This is a genomic window from Micromonospora sp. NPDC050417 (assembly GCF_044458865.1).
GTDB lineage: Bacteria > Actinomycetota > Actinomycetes > Mycobacteriales > Micromonosporaceae > Micromonospora_G.
Genome location: NZ_JBITIH010000010.1, coordinates 86,277 through 98,363 on the forward strand (window position 1 = coordinate 86,277; position 12,087 = coordinate 98,363).

General features: G+C 71.4%; 13 protein-coding genes and 1 pseudogene. 5 read left to right on the forward strand and 9 right to left on the reverse strand.

Annotation, left to right across the window (positions count from 1 at the left end; genetic code table 11):
- Positions 1-49: 49 nt before the first annotated feature.
- Entirely contained in the window at positions 50-1,135 is a 1,086-nt protein-coding gene (locus ACIBF5_RS15070) for a UDP-N-acetylmuramate dehydrogenase (protein ID WP_396811836.1), read from the reverse strand.
- Positions 1,136-1,203: 68 nt separating this feature from the next.
- Between ACIBF5_RS15070 and ACIBF5_RS15075 the strand changes: the two genes are divergently transcribed.
- The 3 genes from ACIBF5_RS15075 to ACIBF5_RS15085 all read left to right on the forward strand — a co-directional run bounded on the left by ACIBF5_RS15075 (position 1,204) and on the right by ACIBF5_RS15085 (position 4,729).
- Positions 1,204-1,965 carry a maleylpyruvate isomerase N-terminal domain-containing protein gene (locus ACIBF5_RS15075; RefSeq protein ID WP_396811838.1) on the forward strand — a complete coding sequence of 254 codons (762 nt, stop codon included), beginning with the start codon at positions 1,204-1,206 and terminating at the stop codon, positions 1,963-1,965.
- A 276-nt stretch (positions 1,966-2,241) separates the two neighbouring features.
- Positions 2,242-3,666: a GH1 family beta-glucosidase gene (locus ACIBF5_RS15080; protein ID WP_396811840.1), complete on the forward strand. Its 1,425-nt coding sequence runs from the start codon at positions 2,242-2,244 to the stop codon at positions 3,664-3,666.
- A gap of 46 nt (positions 3,667-3,712) precedes the next feature.
- Positions 3,713-4,729, forward strand: a complete 1,017-nt coding sequence (locus ACIBF5_RS15085; protein WP_121157367.1) for a LacI family DNA-binding transcriptional regulator — start codon at positions 3,713-3,715, stop codon at positions 4,727-4,729.
- 68 nt (positions 4,730-4,797) lie between these two features.
- Here the strand turns inward: ACIBF5_RS15085 and ACIBF5_RS15090 are convergent, their stop codons facing one another.
- Positions 4,798-5,313, reverse strand: coding sequence for an O-acetyl-ADP-ribose deacetylase (locus ACIBF5_RS15090; RefSeq protein WP_396811842.1), 516 nt, complete (start codon positions 5,311-5,313; stop codon positions 4,798-4,800).
- Entirely contained in the window at positions 5,313-6,143 is an 831-nt protein-coding gene (locus ACIBF5_RS15095; RefSeq protein WP_396811844.1) for an EI24 domain-containing protein, read from the reverse strand. The genes ACIBF5_RS15090 and ACIBF5_RS15095 overlap by 1 nt, the downstream gene beginning before the upstream one ends.
- Positions 6,144-6,244: 101 nt before the next feature.
- On the opposite strand from ACIBF5_RS15095, the gene ACIBF5_RS15100 reads away from it, so the two are divergent.
- Positions 6,245-7,213, forward strand: coding sequence for a helix-turn-helix transcriptional regulator (locus ACIBF5_RS15100; protein ID WP_396811846.1), 969 nt, complete (start codon positions 6,245-6,247; stop codon positions 7,211-7,213).
- Positions 7,214-7,257: 44 nt separating this feature from the next.
- Here the strand turns inward: ACIBF5_RS15100 and ACIBF5_RS15105 are convergent, their stop codons facing one another.
- Positions 7,258-8,211: an SDR family oxidoreductase gene (locus ACIBF5_RS15105; protein WP_396811848.1), complete on the reverse strand. Its 954-nt coding sequence runs from the start codon at positions 8,209-8,211 to the stop codon at positions 7,258-7,260.
- 106 nt (positions 8,212-8,317) lie between these two features.
- Between ACIBF5_RS15105 and ACIBF5_RS15110 the strand changes: the two genes are divergently transcribed.
- Positions 8,318-9,001, forward strand: coding sequence for a DNA polymerase beta superfamily protein (locus ACIBF5_RS15110; protein ID WP_396811850.1), 684 nt, complete (start codon positions 8,318-8,320; stop codon positions 8,999-9,001).
- Between the two features lie 4 nt (positions 9,002-9,005).
- Here the strand turns inward: ACIBF5_RS15110 and ACIBF5_RS15115 are convergent, their stop codons facing one another.
- The 5 genes and pseudogenes from ACIBF5_RS15115 to ACIBF5_RS15135 all read right to left on the reverse strand — a co-directional run.
- The gene (locus ACIBF5_RS15115) at positions 9,006-9,743 is read right to left on the reverse strand and encodes an alanyl-tRNA editing protein (protein WP_396811851.1); all 738 of its coding nucleotides are present in this window, start codon (positions 9,741-9,743) and stop codon (positions 9,006-9,008) included.
- A gap of 69 nt (positions 9,744-9,812) precedes the next feature.
- On the reverse strand, positions 9,813-10,700 hold the full coding sequence (locus ACIBF5_RS15120) for an alpha/beta fold hydrolase (protein ID WP_396811853.1): 888 nt from the start codon (positions 10,698-10,700) through the stop codon (positions 9,813-9,815).
- The gene (locus ACIBF5_RS15125; RefSeq protein ID WP_121157374.1) at positions 10,697-11,011 is read right to left on the reverse strand and encodes a DUF2516 family protein; all 315 of its coding nucleotides are present in this window, start codon (positions 11,009-11,011) and stop codon (positions 10,697-10,699) included. Before ACIBF5_RS15125 ends, ACIBF5_RS15120 begins: the two co-directional genes overlap by 4 nt.
- A 68-nt stretch (positions 11,012-11,079) precedes the next feature.
- Positions 11,080-11,796: a hypothetical protein gene (locus ACIBF5_RS15130; RefSeq protein ID WP_396811855.1), complete on the reverse strand. Its 717-nt coding sequence runs from the start codon at positions 11,794-11,796 to the stop codon at positions 11,080-11,082.
- A 2-nt stretch (positions 11,797-11,798) separates the two neighbouring features.
- Positions 11,799-12,087: pseudogene (locus ACIBF5_RS15135) on the reverse strand (transcriptional regulator); the annotation flags it as partial.

A 12,087-nucleotide genomic window follows, 5' to 3' on the forward strand; every position in this document is an offset into this window, starting at 1 on the left:
GGCAGGCGTAACGCGGGCGCGGCGCAGGGGGTGGGGATGGGTGGGGCGGTCAGAGGGTGCAGTTGACCAGCACGGGTTCCGGGTGCAGGGTCACGCCGAACCGGTCGTGCACCCCGTCGCGGATCTCCCTGGCCAGGTCGATCAGGGCGGCCGTCGTACCGGAGTCCGGGTTGGTCAGCGCCAGTGTGTGCTTGGAGGAGATGGCCGCACCGCCGACACCCCGGTAGCCCTTGCCGAACCCGGCCTTGTCGATCAACCAGGCGGCGCTGACCTTCACCACACCACTCGGGGTGGGCCAGGACGGCGGCTCGCCGAGCCCGTCGGACCGTTCGACGAGCTGCTCGTACGCGGCGACGTCGAGCACCGGGTTGGTGAAGAACGAACCGACCGAGCGGGTGTCCGGGTCGGCCGGGTCGAGCACCATGCCCTTGCTGGCGCGCAGTGCCCGTACGGTCGCCCGGGCCTGCGCCAGTGGCACGTGGTCACCGATCCCGACGCCGAGCGCGCGGGCGAGTTCGGCGTACCGGACCGGGGTGGACAGTGGAGAACGCTGGAGCGTGAAGTCGACGCTCAGCACGGTCCATCGGTCGCTGTGCCGGAAGATGCTGGACCGGTAGGCGAAGTCGCACTCCTGCGGGGTCAGCCGTACCACCTCGTCGGCCACCCGGTCGTACGCCTCCACCCCGGCGACGGTCTCGGCCACCTCCTGACCGTACGCCCCGACGTTCTGGATCGGGGTGGCGCCGGCCGAGCCGGGAATGCCGGAGAGGCACTCCAGGCCGGACCAGCCGTTCTCGACGGTCGCGGCGACCAGGTCGTCCCAGGGCTCGCCGGCCTCGACCCGCAGGGTCACGGTCCGATCGTCCTGCGCGACCACCCGGTAGCCGCGCGACCGGATCAGGATCACGGTGCCGGGGAACCCGTCGTCGCCGATCACCAGGTTGCTACCGCCTGCCAGGATCAGCACAGGCTGCCCGAGTAACTTGGCTTCTCGTACTTCTTGTACGATTTTATCCGTTTCCTCGGCCAGTACCAGCCGACGCGGCGGCCCGCCGAGCCGCAGCGTCGTGTAGTTCGCGAGCGGCGCCGGCTCGGCGGGATCGGCTGCGGCGGTCTGGGCGCTTACGTCTGGCACGTTGTTCACCCTAGGCTGAGGAGAAGCCAGGCGACCCACTGGTGGCCCGGTAGCGCGGGAGGATCCTGATGAGCAGACTGCACGGCACCAAGGATTTCTGGCTCGCCGCCCTGCGTGCGGACGGGCCAGCGTTTCGCGTGGCGGTCTCCGAGGCGCCACCCGACGGCCCGGTGCCCTCCTGTCCGGAGTGGACCACAACCGACCTGGTGCGCCACCTCGGCTCGCGGTACCGCTGGGTCCGCGGCGTGATCAGCAGCGGGACCGCGCAGGCGCCGACGGAGCGGCCCGTCGAGGACGGCCTGCCGGCCGGAGCCGCGGCGATCGAATGGTGGCAGCACGAGTACGACCAGCTGATGGCCGCCTTCGACACGATCGATCCGGAGGCGCCGGCCTGGAACTGGGCACCGCAGCCGAAACGGGTCGGATTCTGGCCTCGACGGATGGCCCTCGAAACCACGGTGCACCGCTGGGACGCCCAGCTGGCGATCGCGTCGGCCGAGCCGATCGAGGCGAAGCTCGCCGCCGACGGGGTCAGCGAGGTGCTGGACACCTGGTTGCCGGCTGGCCGGCGCCGCTCGCCCGAACCCCGGTACGGCGTGGTGCAGCTCGTCGCGGCCGACGCCGGCCAGGACTGGTACCTGAGGTTGCGTGGCACCGGTGTGGCCCTGCTCGACACCGACACGATCCTGGACGACGACGACCACCACGCCAGGGCGCACGTCACCGGCAACGCCAGTGACGTGATGCTGGCGCTCTGGGGCCGGATCAACTTCGACGTGCTGGAGACCTCCGGCGACGTCACCCTGCTCGAGGGTCTGCGCGCGGGCTGAGTGCGCGCGACCCGCTCGGGCCCGCGTCTCTTCACGGCTGCTCAGGCAGCGCCACAAGGAGACTCCGTGTAACTTTGTGAGAGCGCTCTCTTGACACTCGGGTGACCCACGTTCAGGCTCGGAGGCGAGAAGTCATCGCGCGCCCGCCGGACGGCCACCGCCGGCGACAGCGCGTGAGCCGGCACGGGGGGCCGCGACCACCGGCGTGCCGCTGCCTATCGTTCTCGTCGTCGTCCGCGGCACTAACAGCGGCATCAGGAAAGGTGCGGTATCGGTATGACCAGTCTTGAGACGCCACCGGCGGTGCTGGCGGCACCTGCGGAGGCGACGGTCCGTTTCCCGGAGGGCTTCGTCTGGGGCGCGGCCACCGCCTCGTACCAGATCGAAGGGGCGGTGGCCGACGACGGTCGCGGCCCGTCGATCTGGGACACCTTCAGCCGTACGCCGGGCAAGGTCTACGCCGGCCACACCGGTGACGTGGCCTGCGACCACTACCACCGGTACCCGCAGGACGTGGCACTCATGGCCGACCTCGGGCTGCAGGCGTACCGGTTCTCGATCGCCTGGCCCCGGATCCAGCCGGACGGCTCCGGCCCGGTCAACCCGCGCGGGCTCGACTTCTACGACCGGCTCGTCGACGAACTGATTGGCCGGGGCATCGACCCGATCGTTACCCTCTACCACTGGGACCTGCCGCAGACCCTGGAGGACCGGGGCGGCTGGACCAACCGGGCGACCGCCGAGCACTTCGCCGAGTACGCCACCGCCGTCTACGCCCGCCTCGGCGACCGGGTGAAGACCTGGACCACGCTGAACGAGCCCTGGTGCTCCGCGTACCTCGGTTACGGCAACGGCGTACACGCCCCGGGCCGACAGGACCCGGCAGCCGCCTTCACCGCCGTACACCATCTGCTGCTGGCGCACGGCCTCGCCGGCCGGGCCCTGCGCGCGGCCGGCGCACAGACCCTGGGGATCACCCTCAACCCGACCGAGGCGTACCCGGTCGACCCGAGCAGGCCGGAGGACCTGGCGGCGGTACGGCTGGTCGACGGCCTGGCCAACCGGATCTTCCTGGACCCGATGCTGCGCGGGGAGTATCCCGCCGACGTGCTCGAACACGTGGCCCGCTTCACCAACCTCGACCATCTGCGCGACGGCGACGAAAAGATCATCAACGTCCCGATCGACCTGCTCGGCATCAACTACTACCAGCCGACCTACGTGACCGCCCGGGAGGGCGCGACCGGTGGCGGCGGCGCCTACCCGGGCACCGACGGGATCGAGTTCGTGGCGCCGGTCGGCCCGCTCACCGACATGGGCTGGATGATCGAGCCGCGCGGCCTGACCACCCTGCTGGTACGCATCTCGGAGAACTACCCGGGCGTCCCGATGATCATCACTGAGAACGGTGCGGCCTTCCCCGACAAGTTCGACCGTGCCGACCCGGACGCCGACGGGCGGATTCCGGACGCGGACCGGGTGGACTACCTCGACGGGCACCTTCGGGCCGCGCACGAGGCCATTTCGCGGGGCGTCGACCTGCGCGGGTATCTCGTATGGTCGTTGCTGGACAATTTCGAATGGGCCGAGGGCTACCGTAAGCGGTTCGGGATCGTCCACGTCGACTACCTGACCCAGCGACGGGTGCTCAAGGACAGCGCGCGGTGGTACCGGGAGGTGATCCGCCGCAACGGCTTGTGACCGGCCCGCTGACGGGATTGCCACGGCGAGGAGACAAAGGAGCCGCATGACTATGGCGCGGGAGCGACCGACCCTGGAGGCGGTGGCACGGCGCGCCGGCGTCTCCCGAGCCACGGTGTCGCGGGTGGTCAACGGTTCGACCACGGTCGCCGAACCGATCCGGGAAGCGGTCCGGCGGGCGGTCCAGGAACTGGGGTACGTACCCAACCTGGCCGCCCGCAGCCTGGTCACCCAGCGGACCGACTCGATCGCGTTGATCCTGCCCGAGGCGGCCACCCGGGTCTTCTCCGACGACCACTTCTTCCCCGGCATCATCCGCGGGGTGAGCCAGGAGCTGGAGGCCGCCGACAAGCAGCTCGTGCTGATGCTGGCCGGCTCCACGGCCAGCCACGACCGGGTGGAGAGCTACGCCATGGGCCGGCACGTCGACGGGGTGCTCTTCGCCTCGCTGCACGGCGCCGACCCGTTGCCCAGCGCGCTGGCCCGGATGGGCATCCCGGTCGTCTGCGGCGGACGCCCACTCGGGCGGGCGTCCGTACCGGTGCCGTACGTCGACGTCGACCACATCGGCGGGGTGGCCCGCGCCGTACGGCACCTGCTCGACTCCGGTCGACGACGGATCGCCACCATCGCCGGCCCACAGGACATGGTCGCCGGCATCGAACGGCTGGCCGGCTACCGGACCGAGTTGCAGGACTCCCGGCGTCGCTCGATCGTCGCGGTCGGCGACTTCACCCGGGAGTCCGGGGCGCTCGCCATGCGCCAACTGCTCGACGACGACCCGACTCTCGACGCGGTCTTCGTCGCCTCGGACCTGATGGCCCACGGCGCCCTCCGTACGCTGCGCGAGGCCGGTCGCCGGGTCCCCGACGACGTGGCGGTGATCGGGTTCGACGACATCGAGTCGGCCCGCTACACCGATCCGCCCCTGACCACGGTGCGCCAGCCGATCCTCCAGATCGGCCGGGAGATGACCCGACAACTGCTCCGGCTCGCGGCCGGCGAGGAGGTCGAACCGGCGGTGGTCCTCCCGACCGAACTGGTGCTGCGCGACTCCGCCTGACGCGCCCGCCCCAGAGATCGAGCCTGACCCCGGCGGTCCCGCACGTCGAGCCCGAACCCGTCGGCGACTCAGCCGGCGGAGCGCACCCGTTCCGCGACGGCCAGGGTTCCGGCGTCGAAGAGCACCAGTTGGGCCTCGACGACATGTGTTGGCCGAGCGGCCCGTAGGACGGTCAACGCCTGGCGTACGGCGTCCTCGATCGGCCAGCGATAGACGCCGGACGAGATCAACGGGAAGGCGATCGACGTGGCACCGAGTTCGTCGGCGACCCGCAGGCTGTGGGAGTAGCAGTCCCGCAACAGCCCGGACCGGTCCTCGTCGGCCGACCAAACCGGGCCGACGGTGTGCACCACCCAACGGGCCGGCAGCCTGCCGGCAGTGGTGGCGACCGCTTGGCCGGTCGGCAGGCCACGGCCGTACCGGGATGCCCGCAGGTCCCGGCAGGCGTCGAGGATCGCCGGACCGCCGCGTCGGTGGATCGCCCCGTCCACCCCACCGCCGCCGAGCAGCGACGAGTTCGCCGCGTTGACGACCACGTCCACCCGTACCGTGGTGATGTCCCCTTGGAGCAGTGTGGTCTCCACTATGCCTCCGTGCCAGGGGCTGGCTGCTCGATCCAGCGGCCGGGTTCGTCGATCGGCTGGCCGAGTGACCGCCGGGCGAGCAGAGCGGCGCCGGCCACCGCCGCCGGCATGACCAGGATCGCGCCGAGCGGGATCAGGAAACAGCAGAAGACGGCGACGCCGAAGCCGAGCGCGACCGGCCGGTGCTCGCGCAGCACCCGACGCCGGTCCGCCAGCCGCAGCCCGCGCCGGTAGAAAGGGGCACCGACCAGCTCCAGGGCGAGGAACCAGCCGCCGACCGCGGCGGCGATCACCGGTACGACGAACTGCCCGACCACCGGAATGAACCCGGCGAAGAAGAGCGGTACGCCGAGGAGCACGGAGCGGGTGACCAGCCGGAGCGAGTCGACCATGCTCCGCCGCAGGGAACGCAGCCAGTGCACCTCGATCTCGTCGGGCACCCCGCCATACCGGGCCTCGACCCGGGCGGAGATCTCCTCGTAGAACGGGTCGCCGACGACCAGGGTCACCGCCGTGAAGGTGAGTACGCCGAGCACCGCGCCCAGGGCCAGGAACGCGAACGCGGCGAGCACCCGGATCAGGTCCCGCCCCCATTCCACCCAGCCGTCGGCGAACGGGGTGACCAGGCCGGCGAGGTCGGTGACGAAGTAGATCAGCGTGGCGTAACCGGCGAGGAAGAGGGCACCGGTGATCAGCGCCGGCACGATGCCGAGCAGCACCAGACGGGGGTTTCGGGCGTACGTGCCGAGGCCGCGCAGAAGCAGCCCGACACCGGTGAAGAACTGCCCGGCCGCGCTGACAGCCGGGGCCGCGACCTTGGCTGCGCCCACGAGCCGGAAGCCTACTGGGTGGCCCTGACCCCGGGCTCTGTTCCGCCACCCGCCCGGCCGGCCGGCGGCTCGGCACCGGCGGGGGACGGCAGTATGGACGGATGCGCGCTGCTCGGCTGATCTCGCTGGTGCTGCTGTTGCAGAACCGGGAGACGATGACCGCCGCCGAACTCGCCCAGGAGCTGGAGGTGTCCGAGCGGACGGTGTACCGGGACGTGCTGGCGCTCGGCGCGGCCGGGGTGCCGGTCTACGCCGACCGGGGGCGGGCCGGCGGCTACCGGCTGCTCGGTGGCTACCGGACCAGGCTGACCGGGTTGAGTCGCGCCGAGGCCGACGCTCTCTTCCTCTCCGGCCTGCCCGGACCGGTCGACGAGATGGGGCTCGCCGAACCGGTCGCCGCCGCCCGGTTGAAGGTGCTGGCCGCGTTGCCTCCGCCGTTGCGGGACGCGGCTCGACGCTCCGGGCAACGGTTCCACCTGGACGTACCCGGCTGGTTCGGGGCCGCCGATCCGCCGCCGCTGCTGAGCGAGTTGGCCACGGCGGTCTGGCAGAACCAGGTGGTGGAGTTGCGCTACCACCGGCGCGACCGGGAGGTGACCCGGACCGTGCAGCCGTACGGCCTGGTCCTCAAGGGCGGGGTCTGGTATCTCGTCGCGCGGGTCGGTGACGACCACCGCACCTACCGGGTGGACCGGGTGGTCGGCGTCGAGGTCACCGCCACCGGCTTCGACCGGGACGAGGATTTCGACCTGGCCGGCTTCTGGTCGGCCCAGGTGACCGGGTTCGTGGAGGCCATGCTTCCCGAGCGGATCACGGTACGGCTGAGCCCGGCCGGCCTGCGGGCGCTGCGGTACCTGACGGAACCACCGGCGGCACAGGAAGCGCTCGCGGCGGCGGGCGAGCCCGACGGGCAGGGCTGGGTGGTGACGCGGCTACCCGTCGAGTCGCTCGACGTCGGCTACACCATGCTGCTCCGCTTCGGCCCGGAGATCGAGGTACTCGACCCGCCGCCGCTGCGAGACCGGCTCGCCGAGGCGGCGACCCGGCTGGGCGCGCTCTACCGGCCGTGAGCCCTGTCGAGGCGTGAGCCGTGACCCCTGTCAGGGCGTGACGATCAGCGGTAGCCGGTGGCGTCGGCGGGCTTGCCGGGGTCCTGCACCTCGACCATGTACCGCCAGGCGTCGGGTTGGCTGCCGTCGAGGTCGGTGAAGCCGTACACCTGGGCGAGTTGACCGCTGGAGAGCGACTGGCCGGACCAGCGGGCCCGGTCCGGGTCGGCGGCGAGCGCGGCGACCGCCCGGCCGACGTACGCGGGCGACTCCGAGACGGCAAAGTGTGGTTCCTTCGCGGTCGCGTCCCGCCAGTTCGCCTCGGTGACACCGTAGATGTCGAGCATCATCTCCGAACGCAGCCAGCCCGGGGTCAGCGCGACCGCAGTCGCCCCGTACGGGCGCAGTTCATGGGCCTGGCTGAAGGCGAGCCGGTTGACCGCCGTCTTCGCCAGGTCGTAGAAGACGGTGGCGCGGTAGTTCTTCTCGTTGTACTCCGTGGTCCCGTCGCCGACCTCGACGACCAGGCCACCGGGCGAGCGGATCAGCAGTGGTAACGCGTAGTGGCTGGTGATCAGGTGAGTGTCGATCGCCAGCCGGAGCGTACGCAGCCCGTCGGAGAGTGAGTGTCGCCAGAGCGGCTGATCCCAACCGATCATCGGATCGGCGCCCCACACGTCGTTGACGAGTACGTCCAGCTTTCCCTGCTCTCGGTCGATCTGTTGGACCAACGCCTCGACCCCTCCCGGCACCAGATGGTCGACCGGCACCGCGATGCCGACACCGCCGGCCTCGTTGACGAGTTCCGCGGTCTCCTCGATGGCCTCGGGTCGGTTCATTTCCGAGCGTTGCCCACGGGTGCTGCGACCGGTCGCGTAGACGGTGGCGCCAGCGGCGCCGAGCTGCACCGCGATCTGTCGGCCGGCTCCTCGGGTCGCCCCGGCGACGAGCGCGACCCTTCCGGCCAGTGGTCGTTCGGTGAGGCTCGTGTCAGAGCCCGTGTCGATGAGTTGACTCATGTCGAGGACGTTGCCAACAAAACCTGACAACCGATGGCACCTTTTCCAACGTCGCTGAACAAAAAACCCGTTCAGCCGCATCGGCCGGTACGCGATCATCTCCGGTATGCGCCTGCTCCTCGCCGGGATCGTCGGCTCGACCGCGTACGGCCTGGCCGGTCCCGGCTCCGACGTGGACCGGCTCGGCCTCTTCGCCGCGCCCACCGTCGCCTTCCACGGGCTGCATCCGCCGCAGGCATCGATCGTGACCACGTCACCGGACCGGACCCTGCACGAGGCGGGCAAGTGGTGCCGGCTGGCGCTGAGCGGCAACCCGACCGCGACCGAACTGGTCTGGCTACCCGACGATCTCTACGAGACCCGGACCGACCTGGGCGACCGGCTGATCAGCCTCCGCACGGCATTCCTGGCCGCTCCCCGGGTCCGGGCCGCCTACCTCGGCTACGCCGGCCAGCAGTTCCGCAAGCTCGAATCGCGCGGCGACGGTACGTTCTCGGCCGACACCCGGCGACGGACCGCCAAACACGCCCTCCACCTGGCTCGCCTCGTCCACCAGGGCCGCGTGCTGTACGCGACCGGCCGCCTGCCGATCCGACTCGACCACCCCCGGTCCTTCGTGGACTTCGGTGAGCGAGTCGCCGCCGGTGAGGTCGACGAGGCCCGTGCGCTGCTCGTCGAGGCCGAACGGGACTTCGACACCATCCGCAGCCCGTTGCCGGAACGACCGGACGAGCAGGCCGTCGAGAGCTGGCTGCTCGACGTACGCGCGGCGAACCTGCCGCAGGACTAGCCGGTCATTCGACCAGACGCACCCGTACCCGGCGGTTGGCCTTGCCCTTGCTCTCCACCTTGACGACCTGGACCTTGCCGATCTGGGCGGTCGAGGCGACGTGCGTGCCCCCGTCGGCCTGTACGTCCAGCCCGACGATGTCGACGATCCGGATCTCCTGCTCGTCGGCGGGGATCAGGTTGCTCTGGGTTCGGATGATGTCCGGCAGGGCCAGCGCCTCGTCGCGCGGCAGCACCTTCACCGCCACCGAACGGTCGGCCGCCACCTCGACGTTGACCAGTTCCTCCAGCCGGCTCTTGAAGTCGGCCGGCACCTCGGGCAGGTTGAAGTCCATCCGGGCCTCGCCCGGTTCCATGCTGTTGCCCGTGACGAGGGCGCCGAAGTCCCGGAACACCACCCCGCAGAGCACGTGCAGCCCGGAGTGGGTACGCATCAGCATGGTGCGCCGGGTCTCCTCCAGCGCGCCGGTGACGGCGGTGCCGACCGGTGGGACAGGGTCGCCCTCGGCCGGGATCAGGTAGAGGTCGTCGCCCTTGTGGGTGCCGACGATCCGGGTCTGCGTGCCCTGCCAGAGCAGCACACCGTGGTCCGGCGGCTGGCCGCCGCCGCCGGGGTAGAACGCCGACCGGTCCAGCACGATCCCCCGTTCCGGGTCGACGTGCACCACCGTGCACGTCCACTCCCGCAGGGTCGGGTCAGCGAGGTCGAGCCGAACCGTGTGTCCATGTCGTGTAACACCCATGCCCAGGCAGGTTACTCGTCCGACCGGTACCGCTCGTCGAACCTGCCGAGCTGTTCTCGTCGAACCCGCCTAGCTGTTGAGGAACTGGGAGACCCGGGCGCGTAGATCCGCCCGGTGGGTCCAGAGCACACCAGGACGGTCGTAGACATGCAGTGTGGCGTCGGGCAGGGCGGCGGCGAGTTGCTCGGCGACGGCGAGCGGGTGCAGGTCGTCTCCGGCGCAACCGATCACCAACGAACGGGCGGTGACCGCGCCGAGCGACGCGGCGTCCGAGACGGCGACCTCGTCCGGCAGGCTGGCCAGCCCCGCCGCCAACCCGTCCCGCATCAACTGGTCGATCCGCTGGCGAAGGTAGGCCCAACCGGCCGGGGTGTTGCGCACCGCTGGCGGCAGTTCGGCGGCGGCTGCCTCGGCGACCGTACCGGCCTCACCGCTCTCGACCGCCTCCAGCAGCGCGGTCAGCCGCTCCCGGGCCGCCGCCGGCCGAGGTTGGTCCAGCACCGCCGGCAGGAAGAAGACCGCCCGGTCGAACCGTTCCGGGCTCTCGGAGAGCAGCCGGGTCAACGCACCCGCGCCGAGACTGACGCCGACCGCACGGGTGGCCCGGCTCAGGTCGGCGACCGCCCGCAGGTCCCGGGCGAGGTCCGCGTAGCTCCACCTGCCGTCCGGCGCGTCCGACCGTCCGTGGCCACGGAACTGGAAGAAGACCCGGCGCCCGCTGACCGCGCTGCCCAGTGGCCGGGTGACCGCGATGCCGCCGCCGAGCCCGTGCGCGAAGACGGTCACCGGGTCGCCAGCGCCGGTGATCAACCGCTCCAGCCGTACGCCGTGCGGGGTGGTGACGAGTTCGGTCTCCGGCTCGGGCAGGGCGGGACGTCCGGTTCGAGGTGCGCTCGGACCGGGTCCGTACGTCCGTGGCCCGCCGTCAGGGGGTGGAGGCCAGCGGAAATCTCTCACCAGAAGCCTTTGCCGTCGGTCAGGTCACGCAGGCCGGGCCGGACGTCGAGCAGGTAGATCAGGGCAGCCGCGATGCCGATCAGGCCGAAGATGGTGATGACACCGCCGAGCAGCAGGGTCATGACCATGCAGACGGCGAGGATGGCGATCCAGCCCCCCTTGGGCAGGGTGCCGATCGCCGGGAACGCGTCCGACCGTTGTGTGATCGCGTGCACCAGTGCCACCCCCTCGATGATGAGGGCGAGGATGCGGAGCGCCAGCTCAATGACGTACCGGACATCGGCGTAGAAGATCGGCGCGGCAGTATCCATGCCGTGAAGCTTATGTCGACAACCCCGGGTACGGGCTACTTGCCGTACCCGGGGTTCTCCGGCCGCGTCTACTTCTCCTCGCCGGCCGGGGTGCGCTTCGCCGACTTGGCCGCGCCGGCCTTCGTGGCGGTGGCCTTCATGGCGGTGGCCTTCGTGGCCGGCGCCTTGGCGGCAGTGGCCTTGCCCGTCGTCCGGGCCGGGGTACGGGTGGCCTTGGTCGCCACGGCCTTGGCCGCAGTCTCCTTCGTCGCGAGCACCTCCGGGGTGACGCCCACCTCAGCCGGGGCCTTCGGCGCGTCAGCGGGAGCTGGTGCCGGTGCGGCGGCCGGGGTGCCGACCGAGGCGACGACCCGCTCGCCTCGGGCCACCATGGCGCCGTAGGCGGCGGCGGCCCGCTCGGAGGCGGTGTGCGCGCTGGAGACCACGACGGCGGCGTTGCGGATCGCGGCCGTCCGCAGCCGGCTGACGTCCAGCTCCGCGCCGACCGTGCGGCCCCGCAGGCTGGTCGCGGTGGTGTTCGCGGTACGCAGCGCGTCGGCTGCCCGCTCGCGCAGCTCGGCGGCGCCGACCGTGGCCTTCTCGCGCAACTCGGTCGGGTTGATGGCAACAGCCTTCTCGCGCAGTTCGGCGGTGCTGGTCGCGGCCTTCTCAGTCAGCGTCGCGGCCTTCTCGGTCAGCTCGGTGACGACGCTGGGGAGCTTGCGAAGCTGCTCCAGGGCGAGGTCGCCGATGCCGGCGGCGGCGTAGAGGGGGGTGGGGATACGGGGGGTCCGGGGGTCGGTCATGACTACTCCTCCTCGACCGCTGGCGCGGTCTTCCGGGCCGCCTTGCGGGCGGTCCGCTTGGCGGGTTGGGGGGTGCTCGGTGGTGGCGCGGTGCCCGACTCGGTTCGCGCGACCGACTTAAGCGCGTCGTCGATTGCCGTACTGCCGTCGGCCGGTCCAGTGGTGGGGCTGGTCGACGCGGTCGGCGGTGTGTCGGTGGTGGTCGCGGGCTCCGCCGGCGTGGTGGTCGCGGGCTCCGCCGGCGTGGTGGTCGCGGGCTCCGCCGGCGTGGTGGTCGCGGGCTCCGCCGGG